Source organism: Schaalia canis, from assembly GCF_003858455.1.
GTDB lineage: Bacteria > Actinomycetota > Actinomycetes > Actinomycetales > Actinomycetaceae > Pauljensenia > Pauljensenia canis.
In genome coordinates, this window is the sequence record NZ_RQZF01000012.1 from 16,851 (window position 1) to 37,628 (window position 20,778).

Annotated in this window: 15 protein-coding genes and 1 riboswitch; of the genes, 10 read left to right on the forward strand and 5 right to left on the reverse strand. The window is 61.9% G+C overall.

The window, feature by feature from the left end:
* Positions 1–341 precede the first annotated feature (341 nt).
* The 4 genes from sucC (at position 342) to purN (ending at position 5,658) form a co-directional block, all read left to right on the forward strand.
* Positions 342–1,532: an ADP-forming succinate--CoA ligase subunit beta gene (gene sucC / locus EII11_RS09295; RefSeq protein ID WP_124871962.1), complete on the forward strand. Its 1,191-nt coding sequence runs from the start codon at positions 342–344 to the stop codon at positions 1,530–1,532.
* A 29-nt stretch (positions 1,533–1,561) separates the two neighbouring features.
* A complete protein-coding gene (gene sucD, locus EII11_RS09300) occupies positions 1,562–2,482 on the forward strand; it encodes a succinate--CoA ligase subunit alpha (protein ID WP_124871965.1) in 921 nt (306 codons plus the stop codon).
* A gap of 421 nt (positions 2,483–2,903) precedes the next feature.
* Positions 2,904–5,012: a cell division protein PerM gene (locus tag EII11_RS09305; protein WP_124871968.1), complete on the forward strand. Its 2,109-nt coding sequence runs from the start codon at positions 2,904–2,906 to the stop codon at positions 5,010–5,012.
* A complete protein-coding gene (gene purN, locus EII11_RS09310) occupies positions 5,005–5,658 on the forward strand; it encodes a phosphoribosylglycinamide formyltransferase (protein ID WP_124871971.1) in 654 nt (217 codons plus the stop codon). Before EII11_RS09305 ends, purN begins: the two co-directional genes overlap by 8 nt.
* 185 nt (positions 5,659–5,843) lie before the next feature.
* Here the strand turns inward: purN and EII11_RS09315 are convergent, their stop codons facing one another.
* A complete protein-coding gene (locus tag EII11_RS09315; protein WP_124871974.1) occupies positions 5,844–7,103 on the reverse strand; it encodes an ATP-binding protein in 1,260 nt (419 codons plus the stop codon).
* 262 nt (positions 7,104–7,365) lie between these two features.
* A riboswitch (ZMP/ZTP riboswitch) is annotated at positions 7,366–7,453 on the forward strand.
* A 29-nt stretch (positions 7,454–7,482) separates the two neighbouring features.
* Between EII11_RS09315 and purH the strand changes: the two genes are divergently transcribed.
* From purH to EII11_RS09330, 3 genes are all read left to right on the forward strand, one after another.
* Complete coding sequence (gene purH, locus EII11_RS09320) at positions 7,483–9,447, forward strand: bifunctional phosphoribosylaminoimidazolecarboxamide formyltransferase/IMP cyclohydrolase (RefSeq protein ID WP_124871978.1); 1,965 nt, start codon at positions 7,483–7,485, stop codon at positions 9,445–9,447.
* A gap of 201 nt (positions 9,448–9,648) precedes the next feature.
* A complete protein-coding gene (locus tag EII11_RS09325; RefSeq protein WP_124871982.1) occupies positions 9,649–11,745 on the forward strand; it encodes an ABC transporter ATP-binding protein in 2,097 nt (698 codons plus the stop codon).
* The gene (locus tag EII11_RS09330) at positions 11,742–13,484 is read left to right on the forward strand and encodes an ABC transporter ATP-binding protein (RefSeq protein WP_240623134.1); all 1,743 of its coding nucleotides are present in this window, start codon (positions 11,742–11,744) and stop codon (positions 13,482–13,484) included. Before EII11_RS09325 ends, EII11_RS09330 begins: the two co-directional genes overlap by 4 nt.
* An 88-nt stretch (positions 13,485–13,572) precedes the next feature.
* Here the strand turns inward: EII11_RS09330 and EII11_RS09335 are convergent, their stop codons facing one another.
* On the reverse strand, positions 13,573–14,277 hold the full coding sequence (locus EII11_RS09335) for a TetR family transcriptional regulator (RefSeq protein ID WP_124871985.1): 705 nt from the start codon (positions 14,275–14,277) through the stop codon (positions 13,573–13,575).
* Between the two features lie 90 nt (positions 14,278–14,367).
* Between EII11_RS09335 and EII11_RS09340 the strand changes: the two genes are divergently transcribed.
* On the forward strand, positions 14,368–15,075 hold the full coding sequence (locus EII11_RS09340) for a biotin transporter BioY (protein WP_124871988.1): 708 nt from the start codon (positions 14,368–14,370) through the stop codon (positions 15,073–15,075).
* Between the two features lie 98 nt (positions 15,076–15,173).
* On the forward strand, positions 15,174–16,751 hold the full coding sequence (gene guaA / locus EII11_RS09345) for a glutamine-hydrolyzing GMP synthase (protein WP_124871991.1): 1,578 nt from the start codon (positions 15,174–15,176) through the stop codon (positions 16,749–16,751).
* A gap of 86 nt (positions 16,752–16,837) precedes the next feature.
* Here the strand turns inward: guaA and EII11_RS09350 are convergent, their stop codons facing one another.
* Complete coding sequence (locus EII11_RS09350; RefSeq protein ID WP_165867134.1) at positions 16,838–17,914, reverse strand: CPBP family intramembrane glutamic endopeptidase; 1,077 nt, start codon at positions 17,912–17,914, stop codon at positions 16,838–16,840.
* Between the two features lie 103 nt (positions 17,915–18,017).
* Here EII11_RS09350 and EII11_RS09355 point away from each other — a divergent pair, with 103 nt between their 5' ends.
* Positions 18,018–18,929 carry a TatD family hydrolase gene (locus EII11_RS09355; RefSeq protein WP_124871997.1) on the forward strand — a complete coding sequence of 304 codons (912 nt, stop codon included), beginning with the start codon at positions 18,018–18,020 and terminating at the stop codon, positions 18,927–18,929.
* A 3-nt stretch (positions 18,930–18,932) separates the two neighbouring features.
* Here EII11_RS09355 and EII11_RS09360 read toward each other — a convergent pair whose 3' ends face one another.
* Both EII11_RS09360 and EII11_RS09365 read right to left on the reverse strand, forming a co-directional pair.
* A complete protein-coding gene (locus EII11_RS09360; protein ID WP_124872000.1) occupies positions 18,933–19,607 on the reverse strand; it encodes an ABC transporter ATP-binding protein in 675 nt (224 codons plus the stop codon).
* Positions 19,607–20,716: an ABC transporter permease gene (locus EII11_RS09365; RefSeq protein ID WP_165867135.1), complete on the reverse strand. Its 1,110-nt coding sequence runs from the start codon at positions 20,714–20,716 to the stop codon at positions 19,607–19,609. The genes EII11_RS09360 and EII11_RS09365 overlap by 1 nt, the downstream gene beginning before the upstream one ends.
* Positions 20,717–20,778: the final 62 nt, after the last annotated feature.

Consider the following 20,778-nt stretch of genomic DNA (forward strand, 5'->3'; position numbering starts at 1 on the left):
GTGTACGACTTAGGGCTTTATGTACATGGTGTGCCGCGCACATGGTGCATTAAGTCGTACACAGTGCACTAAGTCGTACATAAGGGGGCAGGCTGTGCATAGTGCATTAAGGCGTACATACTGCATTAAGCCGTACATAAGAGCACAGCCTGCCAGGCAAGGCCCAAACCTGCAGTATGCAACGCCCCTCCCTTCGCCGGGCAAAGGCGCAGTAAAATTGTCCAAATTTGGGACTGAAGGCCTAAAAGGGGGTAATCTGGACGCGACGTCTCAACGCTGAGTCTCAGCGCACTGCCGCGCACCCCTGGTAGTGCCAGAACACACAAAGTAGAAGGAAAAGTATGGACCTCTACGAGTACCAAGCACGAAACATGTTCGCTGCCCACGACGTACCCGTCCTGCCTGGCATCGTCATCACCAGCACTGAAGAAGCCCGCGATGCTGCGCGCACTCTCTTCGATGGCGGCGCCTCGCTGCTGGTCGTCAAGGCCCAAGTCAAGACCGGTGGCCGCGGCAAAGCGGGTGGTGTCAAGCTGGCCACCTCGGTTGAAGAAGCAGAAGAGAAAGCCTCGCAAATCCTGGGCATGGACATTAAGGGCCACATCGTCCGCAAAGTCCTGATTGCCTCGGCCGCAGATATTGCCGCCGAATACTACTTCTCCATCCTCCTGGACCGCTCCAACCGCCGCCACTTGGCCATGTGCTCACGCGAAGGTGGCATGGAGATCGAGGCCCTCGCCGTGGAACGCCCCGAGGCGCTGGCGAAGGTCCCGCTTCAAGCGGGAGTTGGTATCACTGACGAGGTCGCCCGCGATATCCTCAGCGCCGCACGCTTCACCCCCGAAGAACAAGACTCCATCGCTCCAATCCTCGTCAAACTCTGGGACGTGTACTCCCGTGAGGATGCCACCCTGGTTGAGGTCAACCCCCTGGTTTCCACCCCGGATGGCGAGATTATCGCCCTGGACGGCAAGGTCAGCCTGGACGATAACGCGGCCTTCCGTCACCCTGAGCATGTTGAGCTGGCAGACATCACCGCTGAGGATCCCCGCGAAGCCATGGCCAAGGCCGAAGGCCTGAACTACGTGCGCCTGGAAGGTGAGGTCGGCATTATCGGCAATGGTGCCGGCCTGGTTATGTCCACCCTGGACGTTGTGGCAATGGCCGGTGAAGACCTGGGCGTGCACCCCGCTAACTTCCTTGACATTGGTGGTGGTGCTTCCGCAGCCGTCATGGCCAAGGGCCTGGACGTCATCCTCGGTGATGAGCAGGTTCGTTCGGTCTTCGTCAACGTTTTTGGGGGCATCACCGCTTGTGACGAGGTTGCCAAGGGCATCCTCGGTGCCCTTGAGCTCCTGGGGGATGCAGCAACGAAGCCGCTTGTGGTTCGCCTGGACGGCAACAAGGTCACAGAAGGCCGCGCCATCTTGGAAGAGGCTGCTCACCCGCTGGTCCACCTGGATCCCACCATGGACGGTGCCGCCCGCCGTGCAGCCGAACTTGCCGCCGCCGAAAAAGCCGCAGCAAAGTGACCCGGAACGACTAAGGACTAGGAGAAACAATGTCGATCTTCCTCCACGCCGACTCGCGCGTCATCGTTCAGGGCATGACCGGCGGTGAAGGCATGAAGCACACCACGCGCATGCTCAGCGCCGGGACGAACGTTGTTGGCGGCGTTAACCCTCGTAAAGCGGGCACCAGCGTCACCTTTACCGTTGAAGGCTACGGCCCCGCTGCCGACACCGTCACAGGCGGCGAGGTTGAGGTTCCCGTCTACGGCACCGTCGCCGAGGCCCGAGCCGAAACCAACGCCAACGTCTCCGTCGTCTTCGTGCCCCCTGCCTTCACCAAGGCAGCCGTCCTTGAAGCCATCGATGCGGGCATGGAAACCGTTGTTGTCATTACCGAGGGCGTACCCGTGGCGGACTCCGTTGAATTCGTGGCCCGCGCTCTGGAAGCTGGCGTGCGCCTGATTGGGCCCAACTGCCCCGGCATTATCAGCCCCGGACAGTCCAATGTTGGCATCACTCCCGCCGACATTACCGGCCCCGGCCGCATCGGCTTGGTATCGAAGTCGGGAACGCTGACCTACCAGCTCATGTACGAACTGCGCGACCTAGGCTTCACCACCTGTATCGGTATTGGCGGTGACCCGGTTGTCGGCACCACCCACATTGATGCTCTGGAGGCCTTCGAGAAGGACCCCGACACTGACCTGGTCGTCATGATCGGTGAGATCGGCGGTGACGCCGAGGAACGTGCCGCCGCGTGGATCAGCGAAAACATGACCAAGCCGGTGGTGGCCTACGTGGCGGGCTTTACCGCTCCTGAAGGCAAAACTATGGGCCATGCCGGTGCGATTGTGTCCGGCTCGGTCGGCACCGCTGCTGCCAAGGCTGAAGCTCTGGAAGCTGTGGGCGTGAAGGTGGGGCGTACTCCGTCGCAGACCGCTTTGCTGGCCAGGGAGATTCTGCAGGGCTGAGGGGACACATCACCCCAATCTGCAAGGGACGTCGGCCAGGAGTCGCGCTCACACTCTCCTGCAGAACCTCGTCCGTGATAAACGAGATTAGTTCCCTGGGTGCGTGGCCCTCTTGGCCACGCACCCAGGGAACTTTCGCGTGTGGGCGCATTTTGTCCTGTAACCGCCTTCTGGCTCATGGGGATTCTCATTGCATGCGGGGCTCGTTACACGCGAAGCTCCTGGTCGCTCGTGGCTCCTCGCGCACGGCTGCATGTGAGCGACCAAGAGGACATCAAGCAACGAAGAGCCATGGACGTACTCCTGGTACATAGAACGCAGAGGCGATGTGAGCATTGAGACCCATTGGGGAGGCCCACAATTCACCCATCCTCGGCGCTGCACCCAGCAGGTGCGCATGATCTAGGCGACGATGGAGACGATGAGTGAAACACCCACCCCCAGCACCCCCTCACGCGGCGAAGCCCTGAATGGTCAAGCCTCGCGTGGCCCAGCCATGCCTGGCGACAGTGCTACTACAAGCGCGCGATCGGATGCCCGAAGCATGGGCGCCTCTGCCAGCACCTCGGCTGAAGCCTCACGTCATGCGGTGACACCCGTCCGAGGTATCAGCATGCCCACTCACGGTGTGGGCAGTCGAGCTCAGGCAAGTGCCACCCCAACCGACGGCGTGACCGCACCGACCCGCCAAAGCGCCACGCCGCCTCCGACCTCGTCAGATGAACAGCGTCCGCGCGCTGCACGGACCGAACGTAAAACCCTGCGCATCCGTATTCCCGACGGCTGGGGGCGGTCACTCCTGGCAGGCGTTGAAGGAGCACTGCTGGGGTGGGCGCTGTCGACCACGCTGGTGCTCGTCACCTACCTGGGGGTTTCTGGTAACCCATGGATGGGCAAAATCTCGTGGGATGACGCGATGGCGGTGGGGTCTGACCTGTGGGCGATGAGCCTGGGGAGCCCGCTCACTGTCAACGAAGTCACCTACCGTGCGGTGCCACTGCTGATGACTCTGCTAGCTGTGGTCATCCTGCGCCTGCTGCTGTTCACGGGACGCCACTTCCCGGCCTCCGCATTGTGGTTTGCCGTGCCTGCATACATGGGCACAACCGCCCTGCTAGTGGGGAGCAACACGACGCATCACTCGTGGCCAGCGACAATGATCGGCGCTTTCTGCTGCGCTACGCTGGCAACCGCGTGGGCGGCCCTGGGGCAGACCCGCGCCGCCTACCGTAAAGCCTGCACGCTGGCTCGTGAAGCCGACACCGCGCCACCAGAACCTCCCCGAATGATGCAGATTCCCGAATGGCTGCGCATCGGCCTGCGTCAGGGGGCGGCCATGACAGGCATCGTTGGGGTGGCCAGCTTGATTGCGCTGATGAGCCTGGTATTCGTGCGCTGGGAGAACGTCGTTGCCATCGCTGACTTGCTGCAACCGGCAACCACGGTAGACACGGTGATGCTGGCTATCGCGCAGGCGCTCTTTGTGCCGACGGCAGGCGCATGGGTGGCGGCCTGGGGGGCGGGGCCAGGCATCGTCCTGGGGCCCGACACTGTCCATTCACTGACGTCAGCTCCGACCGCGCCGATTCCGCCGGTGCCTTTCCTCGGCGTGCTGCCTTCCTCTCCCGTGGGCGCATGGGTGGTGTGTGTGCCGCTGGCGTTGGGTGCCCTGGTGGGGGTACTTTTTGCCTGGCGAGGCCGCCTGCCCTCCCTACGCGAGCAGGCCTATGCGTTGGGCGTTGCTGCGGGAGTGTTCGCCCTGTTCATGGCTGCGTGGATGTGGCTGTCGATCCTGACCTTGGGACAGGGACGCATGGTGGGGATCGGCCCGCGTCTGGAGTGGGCGCTGCCTGCGTTGCTGGGGGAAATCCTGGGCGCGGTTGCGCTGATCGTGGTGCTTTCACATCCCATCACTCGTGCATGGATGCAGGGGCGTCGCGTGGACGCTCACGAGGCACTGGCTGGAAGTAGTTTGGGCCAGAAGATCCGTGCAGGACAAGCTGCTCACGAGGACGAGGCCGATGCCATGTCTGGCGAAAGCACAACAGCCGACGTGAAGGGCGCGAATGCTGAGGTTTCCACCGATGAAGTGCCTAGCGCTGAACCTGCCTCCGAGGTGTCCACGTCTGAGGTGAGGGACCCCGACGATATTCCCACCGAGGTATTCTCAGTTGCCGAGGGTGCTGATTCTGTGCAGCCAGAGTTGGTCGAAGTTTTCGAGTCGTCTGAGGGTGACGCTGCGACCTCGCAAACGACTGAAACGGATGCTGCGCCCACCGAGACGACGGCTCCACTGTCTGAGGTAACCGCCTCAGCGGAGGACGCTACGGATGATCCGGCCATAAACGCGGCCGCTTCTGATGTAGACGCTCGCGGTTCTGCCCAGAACCCTTCAACAGAACCGGCCGACACCGGCTCCGTCGACACCGGCTCGCTGTACGCCACCGCGCGTCGGCCTCGCCCAGCGACAGAGGCCGACAACATCCCCACCACCCGTATCCCCCGCATTGAGGACCCCGCCGATGACTAAGCAGACGCAAGCACCCTTGGCCCCCGCCCGCATCCTCGTCCTTGTGTCAGGGGAGGGCTCAAATATGAAGGCCATTGTCGAGGCCGCCCGCGCCCCCTACTGGGGCGGAAAAGTCGTGGCCGTCGGCGCGGATCGGGAATGTGCGGGTCTGGAGTGGGCCGCAGAACAGGAGATTCCCACCTTCTGCCATCCCTTCACACGCGGCACGGACGATGCCCGGGGGGATCGCGCGCAGTGGGACCGAGAGTTGGCCGAACTCATGGCCGAGTATGAGCCTGACATGGTCGTCTGCGCCGGATACCTCAAGCTCTTGGGGTCCGCAGTCTTAGAGCGATTCGAGGGGCGCATCGTCAACACCCACAACTCTTTACTGCCCTCATTCCCCGGTGTGCGCGGGCCCGCCGACGCCATTGAAGCAGGCGTGAAGCTGGCTGGCGCCACCCTATTCATTGTTGACCCCGGCCTGGACACGGGCGCGATTGTCGCTCAGGTGGCTGTGCCCGTTGAGGATGATGACGACGCGGACTCTCTACTGGCACGCATCAAAATTGCCGAGCAAAAGCAACTGGTCGAGGCCGTTGGCCGCATGATCCGCGAAGGCTGGACCATTAACGGGCGCCGCGTGCGGTATGGGGTGGAGGGGTGAGGGGGCTCTGAGAGTCCGATGAACGGCGATTTTGACATCTCTATCGAGGGCTATCACTTTCATGTTTCCCGCACTCAATCTGGGTACGTTGATGAGACGGACAATATCCAGGTCACGCGCAGAAACCTATAGAGCGTCAGTCGAGTAGCCAGAGGTGGCGCAGATTTCAACTCTCCATCGTGACCTCACACCCCCAGCGTCCCAAGTGGAATCACATGCACGCCGTCCGCGCGGGTGTGAGCAATGCCTGTCGGGGTAATGACGGCGAGAGCCGCAGGCTCGCGCTCAACCTTTGCCGCGACGCGCAGCAGATTCGCTGCAGCTTTATCGACCGCATCCACCCCGATTTTGACCTCAAAGCCGACCCAGCGCCCGGCCTCGTCCTCGACAATGATGTCGATTTCATCGCGGCCCTTTGTATCACGGAAGTGGAAGACACCGCGCGCGCCCATCGCCTGGGCGTAGATGCGCACATCGTGTGTCACCTGAGACTCGAAGAGGAAACCCAAGGTATTGGGCTCGGCAAGCAAGCGATCCGGGGTCGCACCCAAAAGCGAAGCCGCCAGCGACGGGTCCGTTAAGTGACGCACCGGTGCCTGGCTCGCAGTCGTCTTGGAACGCAGCTTCGGTGACCATGCAGGTTGATCCTCTACCAGGAACATTCGTGAAGCCAGGTCATGCAGGGTAGATGCCGCTTGAGGGCCAACCGTTGTCGCCAAATAGTCACCCATGTGCGCAGTCAGTGCCGTGAAGGCAGCGGGTTGAGCGGTCATGGCGGCAACCGCACGCAGGTAGGCCAAAAAACGCCGAGGATCACGCGAGGCACCCGTCAAGGTGCGGTAATCACGCTCCGTAATATCGGCCAGATAGGAACGAATCCGCCGCGCCCCAACCTCCGGCGACGCATCCCACCAGCCTGGCCAACCGCCCACAACGAGACGATCAATAACATCAGAGAACTCAAGGGGAGAGTCTGTAACAGGAATCTGCTGGCCATCCTTCAGGTCAAATAGCCCTGACAGAGAGACTGCTCCAGAAGAGTGCCCCGTCTCCATCAAAGACATGGTGCGCATAAGAATGCGATCGAAACGCCCCGCCCCAGAATGACGCAGAGGATCATCCTCAGGGGTCGCCGACCCTGTCAAAATGAACTGGCCCGATGTGCGGCGCTCATCTACCGCGCGGCGAACCTCGTTCCATAAGCCAGGAACAAGCTGCCACTCGTCCAGCAGGCGAGGGCTCTCTCCCGCCAGGGCTGTACTCGGCTGCTGCTGCGCTAAAGAAGCGCGAGGTTCGTTCATATCCAGGCGCAGTGAAGAGGTGGCAAACTGCAAGGCAGTTTCCGTCTTGCCGCAAGCGCGAGCGCCACGTAGTTCTATCGCCCCCGAACTTTCGAGAGCAAGTTGAATCTCAGCGTCAACAATGCGCGGAATATAGTCGTTCATGAGGTTGAGTATAGCCTTGACTATGGGAGTTCTCCACTAAAGGGTATAGGATTTCTCCATATCTGACTATAGGAGTTCTCCACTAGTGACTATAGAGATTCTCCACCTCCGACATCCGTGTGTACGGCCCTTAGCGCACCCAAAATGGCGTTCGGAACCACCCCGTCACCCGCTCGCCTTCGCATCCACACGCGCCGGCATCGCCCCCAGCTTCCTACACCGTGGACCGCCCTTCCCGCGTGTGCGCTCAGACGCTAAAGTGAGCTGTGGCCGCAACTGGCGAGGGTGGAGGACCACCGGGGAGCGGCCGGGGACAGGCCCTACAGGCGTCGCCCGCCTGGGCGCCGGGGCGAGGATACGCTCGCCTACCGGAGGAAACATGTCCACCCCCGTTACCCACACGGTTAACCTCGACAACCTTGACGCCATTGATGTCCGCCCCATCCGCCGCGCCCTCATCAGCGTCTACGACAAAACTGGCCTCATTGAGTTGGCCCGCGCTCTGGCTGACGCTGGTGTGGAAATCGTCTCCACCGGCTCAACCGCCGCACGCATTGCCGAGGCCGGAATCCCTGTCACCCCCGTTGATGATGTGACCGGTTTTCCCGAAGTGCTCGAAGGCCGCGTCAAGACCCTGCATCCCCATGTTCACGCGGGCATTCTGGCTGACCAGCGCAAGGCTGACCACCGCCAGCAGCTCGCTGACCTTGATATCGTGGCCTTTGATCTGGTTGTGTGCAACCTCTATCCCTTCACTGATACCGTCGCTTCGGGCGCGGGCTTTGACGCCTGCGTTGAGCAGATTGACATCGGCGGGCCCTCGATGGTGCGCGCCGCCGCGAAGAACCACCCTTCCGTCGCGGTGGTGACCGCGCCTGAGCGCTACGAGGACGTTGTCGGCGCCGCCGCTGGCGAGGGCTTCACATTGGACGAACGCCGTGAGCTGGCCGCCGAGGCCTTCACCCACACGGCCCTGTACGACATGGCTGTGGCCACCTGGTTTGGTGAACAGTGCGGCCGACATGACATTGAAACCGCGCTCTTGAGTGCTTTCATGGGCCCAGCTGTTGCCGACGCGTTGGACCTTGTTGAACTGAACGAAAACGAGGGCGAGGGCGGCTGTGGCGCTGGCTGTGCGTGCGCCACCTCCGATGACGCTGCCGGTGAGATTGTGGCAGGCGAAGGCGCAGGCGAGGACGATACCAACTTCGCCTGGCCAACCGTTGTGGGGGAGGCTTTCGAGCTGGCGGAAGTGCTGCGTTACGGCGAGAACCCCCACCAGAACGCGGCCGTCTACCGTCAGGCTCGCTTTGACGAGGACGAAGAGAGCGCAGGCGGTGCTGCCACAGACCTTGCCGAAGATGTCGCGCCCCTGCCTGGCATTGCTAATGCCCGCCAGCTTCACGGCAAGGCCATGAGCTACAACAACTACACCGATGGTGACGCGGCCCTGCGCGCCGCCTACGATCACGAGCAGCCCTGCGTCGCCATTATCAAACACGCCAATCCCTGCGGTATCGCAGTAGGTGAGGACGTGGCCGAGGCCCACCGCAAAGCCCACGCCTGCGACCCTGTCTCCGCCTTCGGTGGTGTCATCGCCGTGAACCGACCCGTTAGTGTGGAATTGGCCGAGCAGATTGCGCCGATCTTCACTGAGGTTGTCCTGGCACCCGCCTATGAGGACGGAGCGTTGGAGGTCCTTTCTACCAAGAAGAACCTGCGCGTCCTGCAGGTTACCCCGCCAGTACGGGCGACCTCTGACGTGGACAGCGGCGAGATTGAGGTGGAGTTTAAGCAGATCAGCGGCGGTGTGCTTGTTCAGGAACGCGACGACCTGGATGCCGCAGGTGACAGCTCCGAGAACTGGACGCTCGCGGCCGGTCAGCCCGCTGACGAGGCCACCCTGGCCGACCTGGAATTCGCATGGCGCTCGGTTCGCGCTGTGCGTTCCAATGCCATCATCATCTGCCGGGATGGGGCGTCGGTAGGCGTGGGCATGGGGCAGGTCAATCGCGTGGATTCATGCAAGCTGGCCGTTGAGCGCGCCAACACCCTGGGGGGCCGCTCAACAGGCGATGCGGCAGCGGACGTGAACGAACCTGGAGGTGCGAGGCCTGCGTCTGCCTCCGTCACTGCTCTCACGCCAGAGCGTCGTTCTGAAGGTGCGGTTGCTGCGTCGGATGCGTTCTTCCCCTTCGCTGATGGGCTGCAGGTCCTCATCGACGCGGGTGTAAAGGCCGTGGTCCAGCCCGGTGGTTCTGTTCGCGATGAGGAAACAATTGCGGCGGCTCAGGCTGCGGGTATTACGATGTACCTCACTGGAACACGCCACTTTGCGCACTGAGTTCATCGAACTGGGCTGACAGAGCCTCATCCTCTCTGGAGCTGACACATTCCACTGGTGCCGGTGGCCGAAAGATCGCGATTGATCGTTCCCCACCGGCATCGGTGTGCGCCGTGGGTACTGGACACGCGAAACTGCCGTCCGCTTCAGGCATGCGACGGCGATAACCAATGAGCTGCCTACTATTCATAAGGATGTCCTGTGTCTGCCTCAGACCGTACAAGCCCGGACCACACAAACTCAGAGCGCACAACGACCCCTCAGCCTCGTAACGGCACGCGCAAGCAACGCCGACTCGCCCGCGAGCGCGCCCAGCGTCGCAGGGAGGCTGCGCGTTCCACTATGAGTGCCGAGGTTGCTGCCGACCTCGATAGTCAGGCGCGCGCGCTGGACACGGAGTTGTCTCCGATCGCTCCCACCCCGAGCCGCTGGCTCGCGCCCTTACGTTCGCCGCGTGGCCCCGCCCTTGTTCTTCCTGCAACGGGCAATGGTGTGCTGCGTGCATTGCTTCGGGAGCGCCGTTGGGCAGCGGTCTTTGCGTTGTCATTGTTCCTGCTGGGGTCGGTGTCATCGGCTCTTATGCCCTGGGCGATGGGCCGAGCCTTGGATATTGGTCTGGCGCACGGGATCGGGAGTGAGTTGGCGTGGGCGAGCGTGGTCTTCGTCCTCATCCTGACCGTTGTGGCTGCGGGTGATGGTTTCGGTCAGCTCGCAGAAACCGGGATGTGGGCGGGAGCGGATTGGGGGAGTAAGCGTAGCCTCGCCAGTCGAATCAGCCAGAGGTCACGCGCGATTAAACGCACGACGGCCTCTGGGGATGTGGTTACTGCTGCCAGTACTGATAGTGGCGCTATTGGTGACCTTTTCACCACTGTCCCGGAGTTTATCGCTGCCACCATTTCGATCTGCATCGTCTCTTACCTGATGCTCACCGCGTCAGTGCCGTTGGGCTTGACGGTGCTCATTGGTTTGCCCATTGTTCTGGCTTTCCTTGCGTGGATTTCTCGCCCGTTGGAGAAACGCCAAAGCGACTTGCGCGATGAGCAGGGCAAGCTGACAACCATTGCCACTGACGCCGTGCAGGGTCTGCGTATTCTGCGCGGTATTGGCGGTGAAGCATCCTACGCCGCGGCCTACGCTGAGCAGTCCCAGCGTGTGCGTGATGCGGCAATCCGCGCTGCGGCAACTTCATCGCTGCTGTATGCGGCTCGTATTGCTGCGCCGATGCTGCTCATTACCCTGGTGGTCGCCCAAGGCGCGCTGCTGACGTTGAACGGACAGCTCACGGTTGGGCAGTTGCTCTCCTTCTACGGGTTCACGCTCTACCTGCGCCACCCGCTGTGGATGGCGGCAATGGTGTTGGAGAATCTGACGCGCGCTCGCGTGGGTGCCCGCCGAATTGGCGAGGTCTTTGCCGTGGAGCCCCTCGTTGCAGACGCACCTTCTGGCGAGGGCGAATCCGCCGGTGCCACCACTACCGCCGCCCCGGCCTCGTGGGAGAGGGCGACCCTGAGCGTCGGCACCGTTGACCTGACCCCAGGGCGCATTACCGCCCTCGTTGGCCCAACGCCAGAAGCGGGAGCCGCCCTGGCGAGGAACTTCGCCCGCGTCGAAGACCCAACCCCCCTGCTTATCGACGGTATTCCAGCAACGCAGATCCCCGTTGATGAACTGCGCAAACGCGTCATCCTCAGTGAGGCTACGCCCCAGCTTTTCGCCGGCACCTTGCGTGAAGCCCTGCGCGGCTCCCAGGCCGAGCTGCCCACAGCGGCGGGCGTCACCGAAACGGTCTGGCGCAATGATCTCGACACGGCAGCGCGCACGGAGGAAGGTGCCATCTACGACACCCCCTCTGAGGCTGACCCGCGCCTCCTTGAAGCGATGGCTCACGCCCACGCCGAGGACGTCCTCACTTCTTTGCCCGGTGGGCTCAACGGCAACCTCGCTGAAAAGGGTCGCAATATCTCTGGTGGTCAGCGCCAACGCGTGGCCTTGGCCCGCGCCTACTCCACGCAAGCCCCCGTGCTTATCCTGGTCGAGCCCACCTCTGCCCTGGATGCCCACACGGAGGCCCTTGTCGGGCAGAGCCTGCAGGCCGCACGCGGCGGGCGTACGACGCTCATTGTCACCCACTCGCCCCTGCTGCTCACCTACTGCGACGAGGTCATCGTCATTGACGAGGCCGGAGGCGAGCGCGCTCGCGGCACATATGAGGAGCTGCTGGACGCCTCGTCCCAGGCCAGCGCCAATGAGGCCTACTCACTGCACGCCATTCTTGGAAAGGCGGATCAGCAATGATGAAACTTCCCTTGGCTAGTAAACGCGCAAGCGTTCGCCAACTCCTGGCTCACCTGGGCGCGCGGCGCGGGCAGGTGGCTCTGGTGGTCGTCGTGCAAACGGTGGCTTCGCTTGCTGCGGTGTCATTGCCGTGGATCCTGGGCGTGGTCATTGATGGTATTGAGGCCGGGCAGCAGGCCCGCTGGGTGTTGACCATGCTGGGCATTGCCTTCGCGATGGTCATGGTTGCTGGCGTGTTGAACTGGGTGGCCTCCTACAGGGCGCGCGTCCTGGGAGAGGAAGTCTTTTCTTCCATGCGCGTTGAACTTATGGACTCCCTGACCCGCCTGCCACTATCGGCGGTAGAGAATGCGGGTTCGGGCGACCTGCTGGCGCGAACCACCCATGACATGGGCAGTGTGCAGCACCTGGTGCGTAACGGTATTTCTGCCATGCTCACCATGGTCATTACCTTCACGGTGACGGTGGGAGCGGCTTTTGCCTCGTCGTGGATCTTGGCGGCGCTCATGCTGGTGGGATTGCCTTTTATTGTCGTGGTGGCGCGCTGGTACTACCGTCACACCACTCCTGTGTATCGGGCATGCGCAGCCGGGCAGGCGAGCTTGGCGGGCATGGTCACTGAGACCATTGACCACGGCGAGACGGTGGACTCCCTGCGTCTGGGGCGCGTGCGTATGGCCTACATGGATGCTGTGGTCAAGCAGGTGTGGCGCATGGAGCGTTACGGGGCGTGGACGCGCATGCTGCTGTTCGTGGCACTGGTTTTCGGCACCCTGTTGCCGTTGCTGGTGGTCATTAGTGTGGGCGTGTACCTGGTGTCACTGGGTTGGCTGAGTGCCGGTCAGGTCACGACGGTGACGCTGCTGGGTTATCAGGCGCGCGGTCCGGTGTGGGAGGCGACGTTCTGGCTTGATGAGCTGCAATTCGCCATCGTTGCCCTGCAGCGTATCTTCGGCGTGGGGAAGGTGCCAGCCGACCGTACCCCAACTGTTTCACGCGTGAAACGCGCGGAGATTGAAGCCAGCAACGTTTCCTACGCCTACCGTGACGGCCAGCCTGTCCTCCACGACGTCTCGCTGACGCTGCGCCCCGGCGAACGCCTCGCCATTGTTGGGCCCTCCGGAGCAGGAAAGTCCACCTTCGGGCGCATGCTCGCCGGCATCCACCCGCCCTCGTCAGGCAGCGTCAGCATTGACGGTGTGCGCCTGGTCGACCTCACTGAAGACGAGCTGCGCTCCCACGTCGTCCTCGTCACCCAGGAGCACCACGTTTTCGTGGGCAGTATCGCTGATAACCTCCGTCTGGCCGCCCACGGGCGCGACGTGTCTGACGAGGCGATCGCGCAGGCCCTTGCCGCTGTTGGCGCCAGCGAGTGGGTGGCGGGCCTTGAGAAGGGAATCGATACCGCGGTTGGCGCTGGGGGAGTGGAACTCAGCCCCGCCCAGGCTCAGCAGATTGCTCTTGCCCGCATTATCGTCATGGACCCCCATACGGTGGTTCTTGACGAGGCAACCTCCCTGCTGGATGCGTCGGCCGCGCGGAGTCTTGAACAATCCCTGGCTTCCCTGTTGGAGGGGCGCACGGTGGTTGCTATCGCTCACCGCCTGCACACCGCTCATGACGCTGATCGTGTGGCGGTCATGGAGGACGGGCGCATTATTGAGTATGGCAGTCACGATGAACTGGTGGCGCTTGGCGGAGCCTACGCCCACCTGTGGGAGCAGTGGACGAAGCGTTAAGAGCGCGTCAGTAGCGGTGAAGCTGCCACCACAGAGCGCGGCTGTCCGGGGGACAACCCTCTGGCAGCCGCGCTTTTTTGGCAGCTTTTCAGGCGTGGGTGCCCATGCTCAGGAGCACTGCGGCTCCGGCAATAATCAGTTCAACGCCTTGGGTGAACTCTTGATCGGCATGTGTGCGCAGGGTCTGCTCGCGGTCGATATCCTCAGCGTCGGATGCACTGGCATCAAGTGCGGCCATACTCTGACGTTGTTGCTCGTGGAAGGCGGCGCCCACCACGTAATGCCCCAGCGTTGAGGCAATCAGGTCAATCGCCGTTTCCGAGGCGCCCTCCGCGCGCAGAGCGTCTGCGAGCTGTGCGCGCACGGGCAGCTCCACGCGCCCCAACGCCAAGGAAGAGGACACCAACTCCGCTCCATCGGTGTAGCTCATCAAACACTCACGAACCCCGGCTGCAGCGGCGCGCATTTTCCCCTCCCAGGGAAGGGGAGCGGTGGCCTCGTCAAGCGTTGCAGTGGAAAGAACACGGGAGGACATGGCTGCCAGAAGGGTCTGCTTATCCGCAAAATGCCAGTACAGGGCTGAGGGCTGCACATTGAGCTGTGCCGCGAGGCGGCGCATGGTCAGCGATGCGAGGCCACCCTCATTGAGTAGGGTGCAGGCGGCGGTGATGATGTCCTCGCGGCGGTGGCGCGGGCGTGACGAAGGCGTTGCGGGCATCGAAGTGGAGGCGGTGGAGCTGGTGTGTGGGGATGCAGGTGCGGAGGTGTGTGCGGAGGCCTGAGCAGCAGTCATGTTTCAAGATATGGACAAATCGTGGCGTTGTGGGCAGGAAGTGAATGGGCAACAGTATAGTGAACACTGTTCACCTGAACGCCGTTCAGGATGGATGATTGGCGCCTTAACGATGTCAACATCCCACACCAGTCGGCGTACATTGACCTTCGCTGCCACGCAGCGCTGACGAAAGGCTTTCCTTTGAGCACCACCGCACCCGCCTCGACAACTCCAGTCACGCTGGCACCCGCGCATCGTGCAGCCGAGGCCCGCGTCCTGGCCGACCTTGTGGGAGGCACCCGCGTCCGCGAAGCCATCGTCGTGCTTGCAGGAACCGCACTGCTTGCCATCGCGGCCCAGGTTCAAATTCCCCTGCCTTTCACTCCTGTTCCCGTTTCCCTGGCAACCCTGGCCGTCATGCTCATCGCCGGAAGTGCAGGTCTCGGCCGCGCCGCAGCCTCCGCCGGCCTCTACGCAGCACTGGGTGTGGCCGGTCTGCCAATCTTCGCAGCGGGCCGCGCAGGATGGGCCATTCCTTCGCTGGGATACATCCTGGGCTACATTCTGGCCGCCGCCCTCATCGGCTGGGTGGCCCAACGTGCTCTCGGCCGCTCCCTGTGGGTGCTGCTGGGAGCAGGCGCTCTGGCCTCCGGGCTCGTCTACGCGGCGGGTCTGGCCTGGCTGGTGCCCTTCGCCGGAATGAGCCTGGCTGAAGGACTCAGCGTCGGAGTTCTCCCCTTCCTTGTTGGGGATGCGCTCAAGATCGCCATCTTTGCTGGCGTGATGCTGCTCGGCTACCGCGCACTCGACAAATAACGCGCTCAGTAAGACGCGAAGTGAGTCGGGTAACGCCTGGGGACGATGGGGTCCCTAGGCGTTCCTTTTCCCCAACCCAGACAGGTAGCATTAGACCCGTGAGCACAACTGGAAATCAGAATCGCCCTGTCCTTGTCGTCGACTTCGGCGCACAGTACGCCCAATTGATCGCCCGCCGCGTGCGCGAAGCCTCGGTCTACTCCGAGATCGTCCCGCACACCATGCCGGTTGAGCAGATGCTCGCCAAGAACCCGGCCGCGATCATCCTCTCCGGTGGCCCCTCCTCCGTCTACGAGGACGGCGCCCCCAGCATTGACGCCAGCATCTTCGACGCAGACGTGCCCGTCCTTGGCATCTGCTACGGGTTCCAGACGATGGCTCACGCCCTTGGTGGCACCGTGGGACGCACCGGAACCCGAGAATACGGCCACACCCCCGCCACCGTTGCAGGCGACTCCTGCCTCTTCTCCGGTACCCCTGTTGAGCAGGCCGTATGGATGAGCCACGGGGACGCCGTACAGGCCGCCCCCGAAGGTTTCACCGTCACCGCCTCGACCGCTGAAACTCCTGTTGCTGCTTTCGAGTCGCGCGAACGTCGCCTCTTTGGCCTGCAGTGGCACCCCGAGGTCATGCACTCCGAGCACGGCCAGGACGCCCTGAAGAACTTCCTCTACGAAGGCGCGGGCATTGAACCGACATGGACCCCCGGCTCCATCATTGACGAGCAAGTCGCCCGCATCCGCGAACAGGTGGGCGACAAGCATGTGATCTGCGCGCTCTCTGGTGGCGTGGATTCCTCCGTCGCTGCCGCCCTGGTGCATAAGGCTGTTGGCGATCAGCTCACCTGTATCTTCGTCGACCACGGTCTGCTGCGCGCCGGCGAGCGTGAACAGGTGGAGGACGACTACGCCAAGGGAATGGGCATCCGCGTCATTACCGTCGATGAATCCCAGCGTTTCCTTGACGCCCTGGCTGGCGTGACCGAACCCGAAACCAAGCGCAAGATCATCGGCCGCGAATTCATCCGCTCCTTTGAAGATGCGCAGCGTCGCGTCATTGAAGAAGTCGGCGCTTCCGGTGCAGAGATCACATTCCTCGTGCAGGGCACGCTCTACCCCGACGTTGTTGAGTCCGGCGGTGGCGAGGGCGCGGCCAATATTAAGTCCCACCACAATGTGGGTGGCCTGCCCGAGGACCTGCAGTTCGAACTCGTTGAGCCCCTGCGTGAGCTCTTCAAGGACGAGGTGCGTACCATCGGCCGCGAACTGGGTGTGCCGGAAAAGATTGTCGCCCGTCAGCCCTTCCCCGGCCCCGGCCTGGGTATCCGCGTGATTGGCGAGGTTACCGCCCACAACCTTGAGATTTTGCGGGCGGCTGATCTGATTGCCCGCGAGGAACTCACCGCCGCTGGCCTAGATGCAGAGATCTGGCAGTGCCCCGTGGTGCTGCTGGCCGATGTGCGCTCGGTTGGCGTGCAGGGTGATGGACGCACCTACGGACACCCGATCGTGCTGCGTCCCGTGTCCTCCGAGGACGCCATGACGGCAGACTGGACGCGCCTGCCATATGACGTGCTGGCACGCATTTCGACGCGTATTACCAACTCGGTGCCTGACGTGAACCGCGTGGTTTTGGACGTGACCTCCAAGCCGCCGGCCACCATCGAGTGGGAGTAATCGCACCACCGCACAAAGCTACGTGTTGAATGTGCAAAAGGCTGGGCACCCGTGAGGGCGCCCAGCCTTTTCACGTACGTACCGCCTCAGCCTTGAGCGTGTTCGCTTCCTTGAGCAGCAGGAGAGCGACGGGTAAGCAGGATGAATGACACGATGCCCAGAAGGATCAAACCCGCCCCACCAAGAATGCCTGTGGGGATCGGCCCAATAAATGGATCGCCGAAAGAAGCAGAGAACAACAGTCCAAAACCGGCTGCACCATTGATCATGCCGTGAGCAAACACTGCTGGCAGGACCGAACCTGATCGCAGCGTCACATAGGACAGAAAAGCGCCGATCACTGTGGTGAACACGCACATGGCGAGGATGCCACCCCAGGGGTAAGTAGGGTAGTAGGTGCCGTAGTTATGGCCAAGGGCAATGATCGGCGCATGCCACAGGCCCCAAATGACGCCTGACACGAACAGCGTGACCGGCATGGAGAACACCTCTCGAAGCTTCAGCAACAGGTAGCCGCGCCACCCCCACTCCTCGCCAAAACAAGGCACGAAGTTCATCACAGGCGCGATCAACACCAGTGCAAGCTGGCCCCACACGGCGGCACGCAACTGATCATCAGAGATCGTACTTTGAGGAACTGACCCATGAATTGCCGCGCGCTGAGTCTGCACAAAATAGCTGGAAAGAGCGTCAAATTCCTGCGGAAAAACCGCGAAATAGACAAATGCCCCGGCAACGATCGCCACCAGGGGAGCGAACCATGCCAGCACATAATACGGCCAGGTACGAGAGAACTGACGAGGACGAATCCACGCCAGAGGCGTTTTCTCGCGAGTGACCAGACGGGTCAGAATCACCGACAACGCCGGGGTAAACATGCCCAGAGTGAGGAACAATACCGCAGAGGAAGCAAGTGGGGCAGACGAGTCCGATGCCATCGGGTAAAGCATCCCAAACCAGAGTGCCCATGCCATACCAAAGGCAAAGAGGCAAAAGACGACAATGCGCCGAAGAATCAGTGACCGCGGCTCAGTTGCGGGCCACGGCTGCTCGGCAGCATCATTGGCAGCCGCGTGATTGGCAGCAGTGTGAGGGCCAGTAGAGTAAGGGGCAGCATAGTGATATTCGGGCGGCGTCTGGCGGTCGAAACTGGGAGTATCCATGCCTCTATTCTCATTCAAGCCCCACGCGGTTGGCCACCAGGCGTTGACAGCCCCACACTTTCGTTGAGAATGACTGCTTTCAGCATGAAGTAAAGTGGGACGCATGGGAAAGAAGCGCTCGCGGGTGTGGCCTGAGGCCCCCGCGCCCCTGGCGGGGCCTGTCATGGACAATCACACCCACCTTCCCGTTCATGAGCTGCAGATTCCCAAAGCAGATGGCGTGCGCCTTTCCCTTGATGAGCAACTCGCCCGCGCCACACACGCAAAGGTCACTCACCTCATTACGAGTGCCTGCGAACTGCCCGAGTTTGACCCCAGCCTTGAGCTGGCCCGCCGCTACCCGCAGGTGCGCGTCGCCCTGGCCCTGCACCCCAACGACGCTGCCCTGCACGCCGGGCACGCGGACGCCTCGCCAGATGGGTTAGTCCCCCAACAACGGGACTACCACATCCCGCTTGACGAGGCCCTCGCCGCCGTTGATTCCCACCTCAAAGACCCTTTCGTTGTGGCGGTGGGGGAGACCGGCCTGGACTACTATCGCACAGCCGAGCCCGGCCGAGTGGCCCAGGCTGAATCCTTCCGCGCCCACCTGGAAATGGCGCGTGTCCACGGCCTGCCCCTGCAGATTCATGACCGCGATGCTCATGAGGACACCATCACGATCCTCAAAGACTCCGCTACCAGCGACTACCCGATCATCTTCCACTGCTATTCGGGGGATGGTCCCATGGCTGACATCCTCGCAGAACACGGGTGGTACGCCTCCTTTGCAGGCCCCATTACCTATCCCACGAATGAAGATCTGCGCGAGGGACTGCGGCGGATGCCTCGTGAACTAGTGCTCGTCGAAACGGACGCTCCGTACTTGACGCCCGCACCCCACCGAGGCAGCCCGAATGCCTCCTACGTGATGGCCCACACGGTACGAGCCATCGCTGACCTGTGGGACTGTAGCGAGGAACAGGCGTGCGCGCAGCTCATGGACAACTCCCAGCGCGTCTACGGCAGGTGGTGACCTTTAAGCCGGTGGCGTTTCCTCACTGAGAACACCGTCAACAATCCGATACACGCGATCGCAATACTCCAACAGGCGCTGATCGTGAGTGACCATAATCGTGGTTTTCTGCGTTGCGTGAGTGACCTCGCGCAAGAGTCTGATCGTCTCGAAGGCCCGCTCAGAATCCAAGGCGGCGGTGGGTTCGTCGGCCAGAATAATCTCAGGATCGTGCATGAGCGCCGTGGCGATGGCTACGCGCTGACGCTCACCACCTGACAGGTCCGCCGGGTACTTATTCGCGAGTTTCATGATCCCCAGGGACTCAAGGAGTTCATCGCGACGTTGAAGGTCAGAGCTGCGCCTGGCGACACGGTCATGAAGGAGTAATTGCTCGCCAACCTTCAGGAAAGGCACCAGCGAGGAAGCCTGCAAAATGAAGCCGAGGTGTTCAAAACGTACCTGAGAGCGCTCGCGCTCACTAGCTTGACCAATATTCGCACCAGCTAGAGTCACCTCACCTGTGGTGGGTGTCTGCAGTCCACCCAGAATTGTGAGGAAGGTGGACTTACCCGAACCGGACGGGCCGATAATCGCCACGAGCTCACCTGGGTGGGCCTCAAAATCGGTGGTGCGCAGGGCGTGGATGGTTTCTTCGCCCTGGGTGAAGTCTTTAGAAACGCCTTTGAGGGTAATCATCAGCCGATCGCCTCCAGTGGATCAATGCGTGAAATGGTGCGGATCGGAGAGAGCGCGCCGATCAACGTAAAGAGGAAGAACGCGCCCGTCACAATACCGAAAAGCGTGAGGTCAACCTGGAAGGGGACTTTGCCTTGAAGGAAATATCCTGTCAGCCAGGCCAACCCCACGCCGCTGCCAACACCAACGATGGTGAGTAACAGGGTTTGGATGGTGCCCGCCGACAGAATGTACGAGGTGGGAATACCCTGAGCCTTCATGATCCCAAAGATCATGCGCTTTTGAAGGGTCAGGACGTAGATGAAGATGCCCAGCACGAAGGACAAAATGGCGATCAACGAGCCGATCATCAATGTGAAGGTTAAGGTCTGCGCGCGATAGCCGGGGAGTTCCTCAATGAGGTCATCAATGCTCAGTGCCTCCAGCTTGAGGTCACTCAACGCCTCAAGGTCGGTAGCTGGCGGCTGGTAGTCGAGCATCAGCGCCTGGGCAACCACCGTGTCATCTCGGCTCGCCAAAGCAAAAGCAAAAACCTCTTGAAAGTGCTCACGCGGAATGTAGAAGGTTGGTGCCACCTGGAAACGCCGCGAATCCGTGAAACCACTGATGGTCCACGTCGTTTCAGAGTCAATGAGCTCAAGAGTGTCGCCTACTGCGTAGCCTTCGGCGCGCAGGGCCTCGTCAAGGAGGATCTCGTTCGTTTCAGCAGGGTAACGTCCCTCGACCACAGGCACCGAAGCGGGCTCGCCCTCGTCAACACCAAAGAGGAAAGCGGAACGTTTTCCGGTGTCAGTTTCCCCATCGCGAGCACTCTCGGGAACCTCGTAGACAACAGGGCGGGCAAGAAGGGGCGTGCTCTCTGGCAGGATGGCACTGACTTCCGTGGCAGTTGTTTCAGTGATACGGGAGGCCACGAGGTTGCGGTTAGCGTCCTCCGAGACAACGACATAGGAGGTATCCCATTCGTCAATGGCTTCGGTGTAGGACGAGGCGAGGCCGTAGGCAAGGCCAGTGAGGAAGTACACGAGGTAGCTGACAAGGAAGATCACCACAGTAATGAGGATGAAGCGGGTGGGTGAGTGTCGGATCTCGCGCAGCGCTAGAAACACGCAGATGCTCCTGCCGTAGGGGTGGATAAGGTCACGACCCCGTCTTAGGCAAGGCCTTGTCC

What these genes read in the sequence shown, in the direction of transcription:
- EII11_RS09350 (WP_165867134.1), bottom strand. Translation starts at nt 17,914, where the DNA reads ATGGATACTCCCAGTTTCGACCGCCAGACGCCGCCCGAATATCACTAT.
- sucC (WP_124871962.1), top strand. Translation starts at nt 342, where the DNA reads ATGGACCTCTACGAGTACCAAGCACGAAACATGTTCGCTGCCCACGAC.
- EII11_RS09340 (WP_124871988.1), top strand. Translation starts at nt 14,368, where the DNA reads ATGGATGATTGGCGCCTTAACGATGTCAACATCCCACACCAGTCGGCG.
- EII11_RS09315 (WP_124871974.1), bottom strand. Translation starts at nt 7,103, where the DNA reads ATGAACGACTATATTCCGCGCATTGTTGACGCTGAGATTCAACTTGCT.
- EII11_RS09360 (WP_124872000.1), bottom strand. Translation starts at nt 19,607, where the DNA reads ATGATTACCCTCAAAGGCGTTTCTAAAGACTTCACCCAGGGCGAAGAA.
- sucD (WP_124871965.1), top strand. Translation starts at nt 1,562, where the DNA reads ATGTCGATCTTCCTCCACGCCGACTCGCGCGTCATCGTTCAGGGCATG.
- EII11_RS09305 (WP_124871968.1), top strand. Translation starts at nt 2,904, where the DNA reads ATGAGTGAAACACCCACCCCCAGCACCCCCTCACGCGGCGAAGCCCTG.
- purN (WP_124871971.1), top strand. Translation starts at nt 5,005, where the DNA reads ATGACTAAGCAGACGCAAGCACCCTTGGCCCCCGCCCGCATCCTCGTC.
- purH (WP_124871978.1), top strand. Translation starts at nt 7,483, where the DNA reads ATGTCCACCCCCGTTACCCACACGGTTAACCTCGACAACCTTGACGCC.
- EII11_RS09330 (WP_240623134.1), top strand. Translation starts at nt 11,742, where the DNA reads ATGATGAAACTTCCCTTGGCTAGTAAACGCGCAAGCGTTCGCCAACTC.
- EII11_RS09355 (WP_124871997.1), top strand. Translation starts at nt 18,018, where the DNA reads ATGGGAAAGAAGCGCTCGCGGGTGTGGCCTGAGGCCCCCGCGCCCCTG.
- EII11_RS09335 (WP_124871985.1), bottom strand. Translation starts at nt 14,277, where the DNA reads ATGACTGCTGCTCAGGCCTCCGCACACACCTCCGCACCTGCATCCCCA.